Origin of the sequence: Alitiscatomonas aceti, from assembly GCF_025567195.1 — a bacterium.
In the GTDB taxonomy this organism is placed as follows: Bacteria; Bacillota; Clostridia; order Lachnospirales; family Lachnospiraceae; genus Alitiscatomonas; species Alitiscatomonas aceti.
This window is the reverse complement of sequence record NZ_JAOQJF010000015.1, coordinates 1-14,583: the sequence shown is the minus strand read 5'-3', so window position 1 is coordinate 14,583 and position 14,583 is coordinate 1. Positions and strand designations below refer to the sequence as shown.

General features: G+C 50.2%; 16 protein-coding genes. 10 read left to right on the top strand and 6 right to left on the bottom strand.

Annotated features, from left to right (window positions below):
* Positions 1 to 55 precede the first annotated feature (55 nt).
* Positions 56 to 673 (bottom strand): MBL fold metallo-hydrolase, encoded by a 618-nt coding sequence (locus tag OCV69_RS08855; protein WP_158358746.1) that lies wholly within the window; start codon positions 671 to 673, stop codon positions 56 to 58.
* Between the two features lie 70 nt (positions 674 to 743).
* Between OCV69_RS08855 and srtB the strand changes: the two genes are divergently transcribed.
* A complete protein-coding gene (gene srtB, locus OCV69_RS08850) occupies positions 744 to 1,613 on the top strand; it encodes a class B sortase (protein WP_262563065.1) in 870 nt (289 codons plus the stop codon).
* Here the strand turns inward: srtB and OCV69_RS08845 are convergent.
* On the bottom strand, positions 1,598 to 2,476 hold the full coding sequence (locus OCV69_RS08845; protein ID WP_158358747.1) for a DNA-3-methyladenine glycosylase family protein: 879 nt from the start codon (positions 2,474 to 2,476) through the stop codon (positions 1,598 to 1,600). The two genes, srtB and OCV69_RS08845, sit on opposite strands and share 16 nt — an antisense overlap.
* 212 nt (positions 2,477 to 2,688) lie before the next feature.
* Between OCV69_RS08845 and OCV69_RS08840 the strand changes: the two genes are divergently transcribed.
* Positions 2,689 to 3,318, top strand: coding sequence for a lactate utilization protein (locus OCV69_RS08840; protein ID WP_158358748.1), 630 nt, complete (start codon positions 2,689 to 2,691; stop codon positions 3,316 to 3,318).
* Positions 3,319 to 3,335: 17 nt separating this feature from the next.
* On the opposite strand, the gene OCV69_RS08835 is transcribed toward OCV69_RS08840, so the two are convergent.
* Positions 3,336 to 3,725 (bottom strand): thioesterase family protein, encoded by a 390-nt coding sequence (locus tag OCV69_RS08835; protein ID WP_022273460.1) that lies wholly within the window; start codon positions 3,723 to 3,725, stop codon positions 3,336 to 3,338.
* Between the two features lie 339 nt (positions 3,726 to 4,064).
* Here OCV69_RS08835 and OCV69_RS08830 point away from each other — a divergent pair, with 339 nt between their 5' ends.
* Genes OCV69_RS08830 through OCV69_RS08815 form a run of 4 tightly spaced genes read left to right on the top strand, consistent with a single transcriptional unit; the run spans position 4,065 to position 7,200 of the window.
* On the top strand, positions 4,065 to 4,760 hold the full coding sequence (locus tag OCV69_RS08830; protein ID WP_158358762.1) for an MBL fold metallo-hydrolase: 696 nt from the start codon (positions 4,065 to 4,067) through the stop codon (positions 4,758 to 4,760).
* A gap of 34 nt (positions 4,761 to 4,794) precedes the next feature.
* Entirely contained in the window at positions 4,795 to 5,169 is a 375-nt protein-coding gene (locus OCV69_RS08825; RefSeq protein ID WP_158358749.1) for a VOC family protein, read from the top strand.
* A gap of 36 nt (positions 5,170 to 5,205) precedes the next feature.
* A complete protein-coding gene (locus OCV69_RS08820; protein WP_262563064.1) occupies positions 5,206 to 6,495 on the top strand; it encodes a dihydroorotase in 1,290 nt (429 codons plus the stop codon).
* An 18-nt stretch (positions 6,496 to 6,513) separates the two neighbouring features.
* Positions 6,514 to 7,200, top strand: coding sequence for a YjjG family noncanonical pyrimidine nucleotidase (locus OCV69_RS08815; RefSeq protein WP_158358750.1), 687 nt, complete (start codon positions 6,514 to 6,516; stop codon positions 7,198 to 7,200).
* Between the two features lie 141 nt (positions 7,201 to 7,341).
* Here OCV69_RS08815 and OCV69_RS08810 read toward each other — a convergent pair whose 3' ends face one another.
* Positions 7,342 to 7,680 carry a type II toxin-antitoxin system RelE/ParE family toxin gene (locus OCV69_RS08810; RefSeq protein ID WP_158358751.1) on the bottom strand — a complete coding sequence of 113 codons (339 nt, stop codon included), beginning with the start codon at positions 7,678 to 7,680 and terminating at the stop codon, positions 7,342 to 7,344.
* A gap of 2 nt (positions 7,681 to 7,682) precedes the next feature.
* Positions 7,683 to 7,979, bottom strand: a complete 297-nt coding sequence (locus OCV69_RS08805) for a type II toxin-antitoxin system RelB/DinJ family antitoxin (RefSeq protein ID WP_158358752.1) — start codon at positions 7,977 to 7,979, stop codon at positions 7,683 to 7,685.
* 471 nt (positions 7,980 to 8,450) lie between these two features.
* Here OCV69_RS08805 and OCV69_RS08800 point away from each other — a divergent pair, with 471 nt between their 5' ends.
* Complete coding sequence (locus OCV69_RS08800) at positions 8,451 to 10,088, top strand: ABC-F family ATP-binding cassette domain-containing protein (RefSeq protein WP_022273470.1); 1,638 nt, start codon at positions 8,451 to 8,453, stop codon at positions 10,086 to 10,088.
* A 167-nt stretch (positions 10,089 to 10,255) separates the two neighbouring features.
* Here OCV69_RS08800 and OCV69_RS08795 read toward each other — a convergent pair whose 3' ends face one another.
* A complete protein-coding gene (locus tag OCV69_RS08795) occupies positions 10,256 to 11,620 on the bottom strand; it encodes an MATE family efflux transporter (RefSeq protein ID WP_158358753.1) in 1,365 nt (454 codons plus the stop codon).
* A gap of 280 nt (positions 11,621 to 11,900) precedes the next feature.
* Here OCV69_RS08795 and OCV69_RS08790 point away from each other — a divergent pair, with 280 nt between their 5' ends.
* From OCV69_RS08790 to tnpA, 3 genes are all read left to right on the top strand, one after another.
* The gene (locus tag OCV69_RS08790; protein ID WP_158358754.1) at positions 11,901 to 12,623 is read left to right on the top strand and encodes a LytR/AlgR family response regulator transcription factor; all 723 of its coding nucleotides are present in this window, start codon (positions 11,901 to 11,903) and stop codon (positions 12,621 to 12,623) included.
* Complete coding sequence (locus OCV69_RS08785; RefSeq protein ID WP_158358755.1) at positions 12,620 to 13,909, top strand: sensor histidine kinase; 1,290 nt, start codon at positions 12,620 to 12,622, stop codon at positions 13,907 to 13,909. The genes OCV69_RS08790 and OCV69_RS08785 overlap by 4 nt, the downstream gene beginning before the upstream one ends.
* 137 nt (positions 13,910 to 14,046) lie before the next feature.
* Complete coding sequence (gene tnpA, locus OCV69_RS08780; protein ID WP_158360322.1) at positions 14,047 to 14,466, top strand: IS200/IS605 family transposase; 420 nt, start codon at positions 14,047 to 14,049, stop codon at positions 14,464 to 14,466.
* Positions 14,467 to 14,583: the final 117 nt, after the last annotated feature.

The window sequence follows — 14,583 nt, the reverse complement described above, 5'->3', positions numbered from 1 at the left end:
CTGCTGGAAAAGGGAGGCGGACGCCTGGAAACCCTTTTGCAGCAGCCCCGGGCTGTTACAGACTTAAAACGGCGGTCTGGGCCGGCGTGTCTTTTTCAAGGACCATGGAAGCAGAGGCGTATGTGACCACATCCCGGCACAGCTTCGTATAATCCTCCAGACGGCCGATGACATCATAGCCGAAGGTATCGGAGCGGTAGTGCATGGGGATCACGATCCTGGGCTTTACCGCCTCCACCAGGGCCATGGCCTGGGCCGCATCGATGGTATAATATCCGCCTACGGGGATCATAATGGCGTCCAGATCCTTTAAAAGCTCCATCTGGCCGGGCTCCAGAGTACACCCCAGGTCGCCCAGATGGGCGATCCGGAGATCGTCTGCCTCCAGGATATGGATCCGGTTTTCCCCGCGGAGTGAGCCGTTCTGATCGTCGTGGAAGGTCTGGATCACCGTGACTGTAAAGGGAGAGCCCTGTTTTCCGGCGGAAAGGTCCACCGCGTCCGTATAGCCGTGGTCACTGTGGCCATGGCTGCACAGCACCTGGCTGGCGGAAAGAGAAAGGGGAGGAAGTCCCGGGACGGAATCCGGGGCGTAGGGATCAAGGACAATGGAATAGCCGTCTGCTGAGACGGAAAAACAGGAATGTCCGTGCCATGTGATGGTAATGCTCATAAGATCGCTCCTTTCAGATTGGATACCTTGATTTTACCACACCATGGACAGAGAGGAAAGAAAAAGAGAGATGAAACGAAATCGTAAAGGCCTGCTGCTTGCCGCCGCCCTGTTTTTTGCCGCAATGGCCGCCGTTTCCGGGTATCAGCTTTATAAGATCTCAAAAGAGTATAAGGCCGGGGACGAGGATCTGCGGCAGATGTATGCGGCCATGGAAAGCGCCGGGGAGCGGGCAAAGGAGAAGACGCCGGAAATGTCCGTGGGAGACGGACAGGACGAAAGCCGGGAAGAAGGAGAGACAGCAGAGGCCGGGGAAGACAAAGAGGCGTCTGATGTCCGGAAGAAAGAAGAGGAAGCCAGGCTTTTGCAGTACCGGGAGCTTAAAAAGGCCAACAGCGACGTGACGGGCTGGATCCGCGTGGACGGGACCGTCATCGACTATCCGGTGATGCAGACCCCGGAGACCCCGGATTTTTACCTGAAACGGGGGTTCGATAAAAAATATTCCGCTTATGGGATGATCTATATGGACGAGGACTGCGATCTGGATGCAGGATGTCCGAACTTTGTGCTCTACGGCCACCACATGAAAAACGGCTCCATGTTCGCGGCCCTGGAAAAATATACGTCAGAGGAATTTTACAGGGAGCACCCGGAGATCCTCTTTGATACCCTGGAAGAGACCGGCAGGTATCAGGTGGCGGCGGTGTTTAAGATGCCAGGAGCCCAGATCACCGAAGCGTTTGCCGGAACGCTCCTGGCGGCCACGGAGGAGGACTACAACGCGTTCATCGCCTATGCAAAGGAGCACAGTCTGTATGATACGGGGGTCACGCCCCAGTGGCCGGAGCAGCTTCTCACCCTGGGGACCTGCGAATACACCTATGAGGACGGGAGGTTGTTTGTGGTGGGGAGGAAGGCAGGTCACGATGGCCCGTGAAGCTCCTCTCCAGCGTTTCTCTCATAATAAAAAATATACTGCTGCATGACTCCGGCAAAGCCGCGGTACCGGGAAAAATGTTTCTGTATCAGAGCCTCGCAGACCCTGGACTGGGGAAGATCTTTTGGAAGACGGCTTTTGGGGGCGTACCGGTTCATGAGGATCTTCCGGATCCATGTGTCCACAGGGAAGGCGTCGATGTGGTGGAGGCCGAAAAGGCAGATGCAGTTGGCTACCTTCTCGCCAATGCCGTAAAAGCCGGTGAGATAGTCCATGGCGTCTTCGTAGGACAGGGATCTAAGATAGGAAAGATCCAGCCGTCCGCTGCATGCGTCCTCGCAGGCCCGTTTGATATATTTGGCCCGGTAGCCCAGCTTCATGGCAAGCAGATCCTCCAGAGAAGCGGCAGAGAGCTGTTCCGGCGACGGGAAGGAGTAAAATGTGCCGGGAACGGGAAGGCGGCTTCCGTATGCATGGCTTAAATCCTCTACCCGGCGGCGGATGGACGGGATGGTCTGCTGCTGGGAGATGATGAAGGTAATGATCATTTCCCACAGATCCTGGCGGAGGATGCGGACCCCCTGGCCGAAATCGGCAGCCTGCTTTAAGTAGGCGTCCCTGGGATTTATGGCCTTCCGGAAGGCATCGTAATCTGTGTCCAGGTCAAAATAGCGTTCCCAGAACGGAAGCTCCTCCGGTTCACAGAAGAAGGTCACGGTCTGGCCGTCCTGGGCGGCCTTTAGAAAGTGCGGCCCGCTGATGACGGTATATGTATTGGCTTCCTCAGCCGGGAGCATACGGAAGCACTGGCCGGAATCGGCGATCTGTTTCAGGTCAAAGCTGGTAAGGGTCTTCTGGATCATGGATCCTCCTTGGATGCGGTTTTATGATCATGAAATACTTCGGGGGCATAGGGGCTCTGCAGACGGCAGATGTCTGACCTTTTGCGTCTGGTATTATTTTACCACAGGCAGACTTCCTGGGGAAGCTTTCTTTTTATAAGATTCTATTGTATAATTATAAATATTCAGACTGAAAAATACCACTACAAAAAATTGGGAAAGGGGTTATATTTATGCGCGAAGATGTATACAGAAAAATGGCAGAGCATGTGATCGAAGGCTTAAAAAAGAGAAATATGGAAGGGATCTACTGTGAAACTGGGGAAGAGGCGGCCAGGGCAGTGGCGGATATGGTCGGCCCGGGAGACCTGGTGACCTGGGGCGGTTCTGCTACCGTAAACGAGCTGGGGATCCTGGATCTTCTCAGGGAAAAGGGAGCAAGACTCCTGGAGTACCCGGAAGAGGAGAGGAAAGCTCCGGGAAGCCCCATATTCCAGGAGGCAGCCGGAGCCGATTATTTTCTTATGGGTACCAATGCCATCACCATAAACGGTGAGCTGGTGAACATTGACGGAGCCAGCAACCGGGTCTCCAGCCTGCTTCACGGGCCGAAGCATGTGGTCATCGTGGCCGGGATCAATAAGATCGTAAAGACTGTGGAGGACGGGATCCACCGGATCCAGACCCAGACGTGCCCGGTGATCGCAGATAAGACAGGGAGAAAGACTCCGTGCGGGACAGCTGGCTTCTGTACAGACTGCCAGTCCCCGGACTGCATGTGCTGCAATATCGTGGTCACCAGGCGTTCCCGGTATACGGGCCGGATCCGGGTCATTTTAGTGGGAGAGACCCTGGGGATCTAAGAGCTCCGGAGCCATTCCTATTTCTGGGCCTTTTTATCGGCCTTGGCCTGGAATTTTTCATTGGGTACGATAAAGCGTTCGTGGCTGCCCCCGCCGATCTTTCCTGTTTCGTCGAAGGCGGCCACGGAGAATACCAGTCTGCGGCCGTCGATCTCCGTCAGCTCGCTTTCGCACCACACCTTCATGCCCAGGGGAGTGGGGGCATCGTGGGTCACATTCAGGAGCGTGCCCACAGTGCCGCAGCCCTCCTCCAGATAAGGAGCCACGCTTTTCCATGCGGTCTTTTCCATCAGGGCGATCATAGCTGGGGTAGCGAATACATCCAGGGTGCCGCTGCCCATGGTCTTTGCGGAATTTGCATCTGTTACGACAATTTCTTCTTTTCCTTTTATTCCAACTGTCAGCATAATTTTTCTTCCTCCATCGGTGGTTTTATTTCCAAATGCAGCAGACATGTATCTTCCTGCCTGCCGGCAGCGGACAAGAAGCATCGGGCGTCTGCTTTTCCGATTATAAAATAATTCCCCAGGAATTGCAAGAAGGGCGGAGGTCATGGTACAATAAGATACATGGCTGAACGGCTGCAGTAAGAGAGACATTATATCATCAAGCATCTGGTTTTCCCATTTTCTGCGAAGACCCGGATGCTTAATCCTCCCGGAGGGGTACTGAAATCCAGGAACTTCAGTTTCCGAGGGGATGTTATGGGAAGACTTATAGCCGGCTCTTCCCTGAATGGAGGTTCTATGAAGATCACCTATATCCATCACAGCGCATTCCTGGCGGAAACGGAGCACGCATGCCTGCTGTTCGACTATTTCAAAGGCAGTCTGCCAAAGCTTCCGGAAGGGAAAAGGCTTTATATATTTGCCAGCCACCGCCATCCAGACCATTTTTCCAAAGTGATATTTGACATTGCGGCAGAGCATGGAGATACGGTCCTCCTCCTGTCGTCAGATATCTGGAGGAAGCGGGTGCCGGAGGAGCTTAAGGCATCTGCTGTGTTCCTGAAGCCCGATACGGTCTGGGAGGACGGCGTACTGAAGGCGGAAACCTTCCGGTCCACCGATGAGGGCGTGGCATTCTGGTGTACGGTGGACGGCCACACCCTTTACCATGCGGGAGACCTGAACCACTGGTACTGGGATGGGGAGGATCCCCAGTGGAATGAAAACATGACCAGGAATTACCGGAAGGAGATTGGGAAGATGGAGGGCCGCCATGCGGATGCGGCGTTCCTGCCGCTGGATCCCAGGCTGGGAGAATATTTTTACCTGGGGATCGATGATTTCATGAAGATGGTAGATACAGACTGGATCTTTCCCATGCATTTCTGGGGCGAGTTTGATGTGGGAGCACGGCTTAAGGCTCTGGACTGCTCCAGGGGCTATCGGGAACGGATCGTGGAAATATCCAGACAGGGTCAGGAATTTTCCATCTGAGAATATGAATAAAAATACACAGGAGGGATGGGATTTGAAGTTTAAGTTTGCCCACAACAATTTTAATGTTACGGATCTGGACAGGTCTCTGCGCTTTTATGAGGAAGCGCTGGGCCTTAGGGAGGTGCGGAGAAAGGAAGCGGAGGACGGGAGCTTTATCATCGTATACCTGGGAGACGGGGAGACTGGCCATCTTCTGGAGCTGACATGGCTCAGAGACTGGGAGAAGGACCACTACGACCTGGGAGACAATGAATTCCATCTGGCATTTACGGTGGACGATTTTGAAGCGGCCCATGCAAAGCACCAGGAAATGGGCTGCATCTGCTTTGAAAACGAAAAAATGGGGATCTATTTTATTACAGATCCCGACGAATACTGGCTGGAGATCGTGCCAGTGAGAAAATAGCGGCGGCGTGCCAGGAAACAGAAGGAGGAAATAAAAATGATCCTGATCAAAAACGGAAGAGTCATTGACCCGGCGAAGGGGACCGACGATGTGATGGATATGGTCATCGACGGAGGAAAGATCAAGGCCATAGGCCATTACCCGGAAAATGGAGAGTACGAAACGGTCATCGATGCCAGCGGCCTTACGGTGGGGCCGGGACTCATCGACGTCCACGTCCATTTCCGCGATCCGGGCCTTACCTATAAGGAGGATATCGGGACCGGAGCGGCATCGGCCAAAAAGGGAGGCTTCACCACGGTGGTGACCATGGCCAATACGAAGCCTCCGGTGGACAGCGAAGAGACTGTAAGATATGTGCTGGAGGAAGGAAAAAAGACAGGGATCCATGTGCTTCCGGCGGCTTGCGTTTCCGTGGGCATGAAGGGCCAGGGGCTGACGGATATGGACGCGTTAAAGGCAGCGGGTGCCGTGGGCTTCACCGATGACGGGATCCCGCTGATGGATCAGAAGCTGGTTCGCCAGGCCATGCTGAAGGCGAAGGAGCTGGACGTTCCCCTAAGCTTCCATGAGGAGGACCCGGCCTTCATTTCAGAAAACGGCATCCATGCGGGTGAGGCTGCGAAGGCGCTGGGGATCCAGGGCTCTCCGGCCCTGGCAGAGGATGCACTGGTGGCCCGGGACTGCATGCTGGCTCTCCATACAGGCGCGTCTGTGAATATCCAGCATATCAGCTCTGTAAATTCCGTGCGCATGGTGAAGCTGGCGAAGGAATTGGGAGCAGATGTGACGGCAGAGGTGACTCCCCATCATTTCACTCTCACCGAGAGCGCTGTGCTGGAGCATGGAGCCATGGCGAAAATGAACCCGCCGCTGCGTACGGAAAAGGACAGACTGGGAATTATCGAGGGGATCAGGGACGGCTCCATTGATATGATCGCCACAGACCATGCACCCCACAGCGCGGAGGAAAAGGCAGTGGAGCCTGTATGGAAAGCTCCCAGCGGGATCATCGGCCTGGAAACGGCCCTGGCCCTGGCTGTGACCAATCTGGTAAAGCCCGGCCATCTGACCATGGTGCAGCTTATGGAAAAAATGAGCTTAAATCCGGCGAAGCTGTACCGCTTTGATAAGGGAAGTGTTGCCGAAGGCGCTGACGCGGATCTGGTGATCTTTGATGAAAATGAGAGGTGGACGGTTACAGAGGACGACATCGCCTCTAAATCCCACAATACGCCGTTTATCGGAGCTGAACTTTACGGGCGCGTAAAATATACCATCTGCGGCGGCAGGATCGTATATGAGGACAAAAAGACACAGGCTTAGGAAGGGATCTGGAACCATATGAAGAAATATGACGTGCTGCTGTTTGACGTGGACGGAACGCTCCTGGACTTTGACCGGGCGGAGGAAATGGGCATTGAGGGCCTTCTGGAGTACTACGGTGTTCCTGTGACAGCGGAGAATAAGGAAAAGTACCATCATCTCAATAAAAGCTACTGGGAGCGCCTGGAGCGCGGCGAGATCACCCGGGACCAGGTCTTAAGCCTGCGGTTTGAGGAGTTCTTCGGGGACTTTGGGATCTCCGTGGACGGAATGGACACGGACCGGCTGTACCGGGAATACTTAAACGAGGGCGCATTTCTCATTGACGGCGCCAGGGAGCTCCTGGAGGGCTTAAAGGGCCAGTATGAGCTTTATATCATAACCAACGGCGTTGCGGCCACCCAGTACCACCGTCTGGGCAAGTCGGGCCTGGACCGGTATTTTAAGGACATTTTTATTTCCGAGGAGGCCGCGAGCCAGAAGCCGCAGCCGGAGTATTTTGAATACTGCTTCAAGAAAATGGGCCGCCGGGATGTGGAAAACATGCTGGTGATCGGAGATTCCCTGACCTCGGATATCAAGGGCGGAAATAACGTCGGGATCGATACTCTGTGGTTCAATCCCCACAGGCAGGAAAACACAAAAGGGGTTCATGTGGAATATGAGGCAGATTCCCTGGAAAAGATCGGGAAGATGCTGATTTAAAAAAATGATACAGAACAAGAGCCTGGAGCACAGCGGGAGATACCGCTGCACTCCGGGCTTTTTGTGGCGGGGATAATTCTGGGAAAAACGATACAGATTGTGCAGGAGCCTAAAAAAGAATTTGAATGGAGTATATACTGTCTATTCTTTATCGCCGAGAGACATATCCATCAGAGCCGTAATCTGATTTCTGCGGCCATAAATCACTGCCGTAACCCACACAGAATTCTTATCTTCATCGATCAGATAATAGACAAGAAAATTCTTAAAGGGCATTTTGCGAATTCCTTTTGTGCGCCACGGTTCTTCCGCTGTAAGAGGATAGCGGGATGGCATGGAATCCAGCTTTCTGATTTCGCACTGCAAAGAATCCAACCATTTTTGCGCAGTTTCCGGTACGAACAGGATTTTGGAAATATACTGCACAATTTCCTGGATCTGTTCGATTGCCTGTGTGGTCAGTTTGACTTCGTACCGCATGCTTAAATACCCTCGCGAATTTTAGTGAAGGCTTCGTCAACAGACAGTCCTTCGCCTGTCTTTGCCTGATGATACCCCTTTTCCATCATTATATTAAACTGTTCATCTGTCATACTATCTCTTGCAGGCAGACTAGGAACGGTTAATGAATACGGAACGCCGCCGGTCATAATAATTTGTCTGTATAAGGTGTCGATCAAGACGGAAACAGGAAGTCCAAGTTTATCCAGAACGGCCTCCGCCTGCCGTTTAATTTCCGGCTGCACACGAGCCGTTACATTTGCACTTTTTGTTGCCATAATACACACTCTCCTTTCTGGTATGAATTATACCATATTGTATAGCAAATAGCAATACAATATAAGTTCTAAACACAAAGACCTGGATAATAATCGAAAATTATTGACTTTGGGCATATATTAAGGTATTGTGAAATTAGAAAAAGAGATAACATTAAAGAGGGTGTCCCGCTGCCCATTGAAAAGGCGGAGCATTAAAGTTTAGTGGAGGAGAGAACTCCTTTCCATTTTTTAATTAGGGATGGAATGGCTGCAAAGCAGAACAAATGAAGTGTAATCCCCATAGCCGCAGCCCGGCTTCCATCTGCCAGGGAGCCCGGATTTTCCATCCTGCCCCCGATATTCAAATAAAATTTCCAAAAGACCTTGCAAAATCAAGGATTTCCGAATAGAATAGGAGCGTAACCATTTAAAGAGGGGACAGGGATGCCCCCTCTTTTCAGCGGACAAATTTGAGGAGATTGAAAGAAAATGATTAGTGCCAATAATGTGACGCTCCGCGTCGGTAAAAAAGCATTGTTCGAAGATGTAAACATCAAATTCACGGAAGGCAACTGTTATGGCCTGATCGGTGCCAACGGTGCCGGAAAATCCACATTTTTGAAGATTCTGTCCGGGAATCTGGAGCCAACCAGCGGCGATATCGTGATCACACCGGGCCAGCGCCTTTCTTTCTTACAGCAGGACCACTTTAAATACGACCAGTTTCCTGTACTGGATACGGTCATCATGGGAAACCAGCGTCTTTATGATATCATGAAGGAAAAGGACGCTATTTATATGAAGGAGGACTTCACCGACGAGGACGGCATCAAGGCCGCCGAGCTGGAGGGAGAGTTTGCCTCCATGAACGGCTGGGAGGCAGAGTCCGACGCCGAGAACCTGTTAAACGGTCTGGGCGTGGATACGGAATTCCACTATAAGCAGATGGGCGAGCTCACCGGTGCTTTAAAGGTGAAGGTGCTCCTGGCCCAGGCATTATTTGGAAATCCTGATATCCTGCTGCTGGACGAGCCCACCAACCATCTGGACCTGGACGCCATCGCATGGCTGGAGGAGTTCCTGATCAACTTTGAGAATACGGTGATCGTCGTATCCCATGACCGGTATTTCTTAAATAAGGTCTGCACCCAGATCGCAGACATTGACTATGGAAAGATCCAGCTTTACGCCGGAAACTATGATTTCTGGTATGAGTCCAGCCAGCTGATGATCCGGCAGATGAAGGAAGCCAACCGGAAGAAAGAGGAGAAGATCAAGGAGCTGCAGGAGTTCATCCAGCGTTTCTCCGCCAACGCCTCCAAATCCAAGCAGGCGACCTCCAGAAAGCGCGCTCTGGAAAAGATCGAGCTGGACGAGATCAAGCCCTCCAGCAGAAAATACCCGTACATCGACTTCCGTCCCTTCCGTGAGATCGGAAACGAGGTCCTTGCGGTGGAAGGCCTTACAAAGACCATCGACGGCGTAAAGGTCCTGGACAATATTTCCTTTACCCTGGGCCGCGAGGATAAGGTGGCTCTGGTAGGCCCCAACGAGCTTGCAAAGACCACGCTGTTCAAGATCCTTTCCGGTGAGATGGAGCCGGATTCCGGAAGCTATAAATGGGGACTTACCACGACCCAGGCCTACTTCCCCAAGGATAACAGTGCGGAGTTTGACAACGACGATACCATCGTGGACTGGCTGACCCAGTATTCCCCGGAAAAGGACGTGACCTATGTCCGCGGCTTCCTGGGAAGAATGCTGTTTGCCGGCGAGGACGGCGTCAAGAAGGTAAAGGTCCTCTCCGGAGGCGAGCGGGTGCGCTGCATGCTGTCCAAAATGATGATCTCCGGGGCCAACGTGCTGATGTTTGACGAGCCCACGGACCATCTGGATATGGAGTCCATCACGGCTCTCAACAACGGAATGAAGAAATTCCCGGGCGTTATGATCTTCTCCTCCCGTGACCACCAGGTAGTAGAGACCACGGCCAACCGGATCATGGAGATCATCAACGGCCAGCTAGTGGATAAGATCACCACCTACGATGAATATCTGGCAAGCGACGAGATGGCGAGAAAGAGATTCACTTTCACAGTCACCGAGAGCCAGGAGGACGACGACTAATAAAAAGAGCTGCAATAAAAAACACTGCCAAAACTCCCGGAAAGGGGGAATGGCAGTGTTTTTTTGTATATATGGAGCCGGGAGCTGCGTCAGTATGACCAGGGATGCCTGGCCTGCGGGCATCTCCCGGATGTGGCCCGGGAGTGCAGGCACCCATCCGGCGGTCCTTAGAAGTTGGGGATCACTGGCTTTTTTAAGATCCGCTTCATGGCCACGGCGTATATGAAGATGGATACCACAGGGGCGATGATGTCGGAAATGGGCTCCGCGTAAAAGGTGGCTCTGGCTCCGAAGAACCGGGGCAGCAGAAAGAGCGGAAGGAAGTAGACCAGCTTCCGGAAAAAGGACAGAGGCAGGGAAAGCTGGACCTTTCCAAGGCCAGTGAAGCCGTCTACGATCACATACTGGATGCTTAAGGGAATTACTGCCAGGGTGTAGATCTTTATGGTCTTTGCAGCCTCGGCGATCAGGGCCGGGTCCGAGGTGAACAGACGCACGAAGAGGTGTCCCGCAGTCTGGGCCAGGATAAACAGGATCGTGGTGTATCCGGCGCTTAAAAGGAAGATGAAGCGCTGGGCCTTTTTCACCCGGTCTGGCTGTCCGGCTCCGTAGTTGAAGGCCAGGATGGTCTGGGTGCCTCCGGTGATGCCGCCCAGAGGCATGGTGATCACCAGCATAAAGCTCTGGACGATGGTGGCACAGGTGATCAGCATATCGCCCTCACCGGGACCTCCGTAGGTCTGGAGCACCGAGTTCATGGAAATGATCATCACATTGTCCACGGCGATGATGATAAAGGGCGTAAAGCCCACCAGCAGGATCCTCTGGATTAGTTTCCGGTCATAGCCGCCGAAGCTGATCTTCACAGGAACCTTTTTTCCGAAGAGGAAGGACAGGACAAAGGCACAGCTGGCCATCTGGGAGAGGACCGTGGCCACAGCCGCTCCGGCCACACCCATGTGTAAGGCAAAGATGAACACGGGATCCAGGACGATATTTAAAACGGCGCCGATGATCACCGAATACATGCCGGTCTTTGCAAAGCCCTGGGAGATGATGAACTGGTTCATTCCCGTGGCCATAAGGGCGAAGAAGGTACCCGTCAGATAGATGCTGAAGTAGGTGTTGGCGTAGGGATAGGTGGTGTCGCTGGCGCCGAAATACCGCAGCATGGGCTCGCGGAAGGGATAAATGAGGGCCACGAGAAGGACAGACGCCACCGCCAGCAAAAGAAAGCTGTTGGCCAGGATCTTTTTGGCGGTCTTCATATCTCCCTGGCCCATCTTCATGCTCATCAGGGGGGATCCGCCGATGCCTACCCAGAAGGCAACGCTGCCCACCATGGTCACCACAGGGCCGCAGACACCGGCTCCCGCCAAAGCGACGCTTCCCACGTCGGGGATGTTTCCTATATACATACGGTCCACAATGCTGTAAAGGACGCTGACGAACTGGGCCAGCATACTGGGAATGGCAATGCGCCACACAAGCCTTTTTATATCGTCACGACCGAGATCATTTTCCAGGGCCATTTTCTATTCCTCCGTAAATTCTGTTATGATACGCTACGGACGCAGCGCGCCGGGAAAAAGGTCTGCGCGGCCGTCTCCGGCAGCGCCACTCAATATATTACACGGATTCTGGAGAATGTCAACTGGGAGAAGAATGTATGTGCCGGGAAATGAAAAGTTTGCACAGGATAATGTCTGGGGTGTATCCGTTTGGATTTACAGAGGTAATAAAGGTATGCTAAAATATATTCAATGAGAGTAGATGAATCGGACAGGGAAATGATGTGATAGTAAGGGGGATATGATGTATAAGATAGCAATTTGTGATGACGATATAGAGTTTATGTCCGGATTAGAACGATTTGTAAAAGATTATTGTACCAGAAATCATATATTGGTTAAAATTGATACTTTCAGCGAGAGCGGAGGCATGCTGGATACGGTTGAAAGTCGGAAATACTACGATCTGTATATTTTAGATATTGAAATGCCCGGATATAATGGCATGGATATCGCAAAGCGGATCAAGGAGACATTGCCTCAGACCTTGATTATCCTGGTGACAGTCCATATGGAGTTTGCAATTGACGGATATATATTGGATGTGTTTCGTTACATTCCTAAAAATTGTCTGAATGCGAGGCTGGAGAATGCATTAAGGGATGCATTTCAGCGGCTTCAGATGCAGGAGGGAAAGTTTTACATAATCAGCAACAGCAGACGCTTTGAAAAGATAGACTACAACGATATCTGCTATATTTATAAAAAGCAGAAGAATACCATGATCGTAACGGAACGTGCAGAGGAAATACCAGTCAGAAAAACATTAAATAATGTATATGAGGAATTAGATGGGGAGGAGTTTATTTATATAGACAGATGTTACATTATTAATATGTTAAAGATCAAACGTATAGAGAATGAGCGGGTTTACCTGTCATGCGGGAAGAGCCTGACCATGAGTGTCTTGAACTCAGCAAAGGTTAAGAAAAAAGTGAGTTTATTCTGGGGAGAAAGAATTTGAATATTGTCTTTTGGATAATAGAAGCTGGAGCGACTCTTATAGAAAGCTTATGCTGTTTTTATTTTCTTGGGCAAATGATCCATGTAAAAGGATGTAAGACCAATAAAATAGAGATAGGATCAGCTGTAATTATGAGTATATGTATACTTATAGCTAACAGTTATATACTGGCGTCTTTTTACACAATTCTTTTTTGTGTATGTTTCGCTGCAATGGCATTGAAAATATTTTATCACATTTCTATACTCAGAACAGTTCCTATGATAGGGTTTTATTATCTGTATTTGAGTGTAATAGATTTTTTCTGCATTTCTGCTGTGGGAATTGTCATTGGCGATGAATTTGCCGCTTTAAAAATACTCTCCGCATTTTCCGTGGAGAGAAGCATCTTTATCGTAATTTCAAAATCGCTGCTGGTTCTATGTACACACATAATAAGAAAAGTCCTGGCGGCTATTCCGTTTGCCGCAGAGCAGTTTGTTATTGTAACGATTCTTGGAACTATGGGATGCTTATATCTTATCCGTCTGACGATCGTGTCGATTAATCCGGCGATCACGCTGAACTGGATCTTTTTGCTGGCGCTGCTTCTTATGGCAGTTTTTTGTGTTGGAATATACGAAAGGTACAAGCTGGAACAGGAGAAAAAAAGGATTGTATTGAGCAGTAACCGCATGATACAAAAACAGTATGAGGATTTGATTGAGAATAATAAAATGATACAAAGTCTGCGGCATGATTTCAAAAACCATATGCTTGTATTACAGAACCTTCTTCAGAATAACAAAATTAAGGAAGCGGAAAATTATTTATTAAGTATAGGCGCTCCGGTCTGCGAAAGCTCCTCTTCTATCTGGACTGGAAATCTGGTGATCGATTTCATTCTTGATTATAAGAAAAAAGAGGCGGAAGAGAAGGGAATAGATTTCATTATTAATGCTGATGCCGTTTATACAAATAAGATCCGAAATGAAGATATATGTATTATTTTAGCCAATTTGCTGGATAACGCCATCGAAGCGGCCCGGGAGCATAAGGGACCGAAGAGATGGATCCACGTCACGATCCGTAAAATTGGCGATCTGCTGCTCTTTAAAATCCAAAATTCGATTGGACATGTCCCGGACAGAAAAGGGAAATTCCTGCGCTCAACCAAAGAGAATGTGGGCCTGCATGGCATAGGACTGAAAAATGTCCGGGAGACAGTAGAAAAATATTATGGGGAATTGCGATATTCGTATGATTCTGAGTCGTTTGTTGTTCATGTTACATTTTTTGGGATTTAAATGAAAGAGCTAATCCCCCAGCTATGCTGGGGCGAATAGTGTAGTAGTGACGTTGTAGAATGTGTAATAAAGCCTCCTATGATACAATAGTAAAGGTGTCTCAAGCCAATACTAAAGAGAATAGGAGGCGGTCCAACGTGGACAGTAGTAGTTTATCACATACAAGGTATAAATGCCAGTATCATATAGTGTTTATACCAAAGTATAGAAAACGAATTATGTATGGAAGATTAAAAGCAGATGTAAGAGAAATAATAAAAAAACTGTGCGATTACCGGAACATAGAAATAGTAGAAGGTGCAGTATGCGCAGATCATGTACATTTGTGTTTAAGCATTCCACCAAGCGAAAAAGTGTCAGATGTGGTAGGGTACATAAAAGGAAAAAGTGCATTAATGATACACGATAAATATCCGGAAAGTGTAAATGGATGGTCAAAAGCTTTTTGGGCCAGAGGATATTATGTCGCAACAGTAGGCAATATCACAGAAGATGCGGTAAAGGAATACATTCAGCAACAAAAAGAAGAATCGAAAAGAGAAGATACTAGAAGATAGCCTCTTTTAGAGGCCAGCCGGTATAAGTGCTTGAGGCATCCGCCTTTCAGGCGTTGCAGGCATAGGCCCCTTATAGGGGCATAATCAAACCACCAGTTGAACTGGTGGTTCATGACT

What these genes read in the sequence shown, in the direction of transcription:
- OCV69_RS08800 (WP_022273470.1), top strand. Translation starts at nt 8,451, where the DNA reads ATGATTAGTGCCAATAATGTGACGCTCCGCGTCGGTAAAAAAGCATTG.
- OCV69_RS08805 (WP_158358752.1), bottom strand. Translation starts at nt 7,979, where the DNA reads ATGGCAACAAAAAGTGCAAATGTAACGGCTCGTGTGCAGCCGGAAATT.
- OCV69_RS08795 (WP_158358753.1), bottom strand. Translation starts at nt 11,620, where the DNA reads ATGGCCCTGGAAAATGATCTCGGTCGTGACGATATAAAAAGGCTTGTG.
- OCV69_RS08790 (WP_158358754.1), top strand. Translation starts at nt 11,901, where the DNA reads ATGATGTATAAGATAGCAATTTGTGATGACGATATAGAGTTTATGTCC.
- OCV69_RS08810 (WP_158358751.1), bottom strand. Translation starts at nt 7,680, where the DNA reads ATGCGGTACGAAGTCAAACTGACCACACAGGCAATCGAACAGATCCAG.
- OCV69_RS08855 (WP_158358746.1), bottom strand. Translation starts at nt 673, where the DNA reads ATGAGCATTACCATCACATGGCACGGACATTCCTGTTTTTCCGTCTCA.
- OCV69_RS08835 (WP_022273460.1), bottom strand. Translation starts at nt 3,725, where the DNA reads ATGCTGACAGTTGGAATAAAAGGAAAAGAAGAAATTGTCGTAACAGAT.
- OCV69_RS08845 (WP_158358747.1), bottom strand. Translation starts at nt 2,476, where the DNA reads ATGATCCAGAAGACCCTTACCAGCTTTGACCTGAAACAGATCGCCGAT.
- srtB (WP_262563065.1), top strand. Translation starts at nt 744, where the DNA reads ATGAAACGAAATCGTAAAGGCCTGCTGCTTGCCGCCGCCCTGTTTTTT.
- OCV69_RS08820 (WP_262563064.1), top strand. Translation starts at nt 5,206, where the DNA reads ATGATCCTGATCAAAAACGGAAGAGTCATTGACCCGGCGAAGGGGACC.
- OCV69_RS08830 (WP_158358762.1), top strand. Translation starts at nt 4,065, where the DNA reads ATGAAGATCACCTATATCCATCACAGCGCATTCCTGGCGGAAACGGAG.
- OCV69_RS08840 (WP_158358748.1), top strand. Translation starts at nt 2,689, where the DNA reads ATGCGCGAAGATGTATACAGAAAAATGGCAGAGCATGTGATCGAAGGC.
- OCV69_RS08815 (WP_158358750.1), top strand. Translation starts at nt 6,514, where the DNA reads ATGAAGAAATATGACGTGCTGCTGTTTGACGTGGACGGAACGCTCCTG.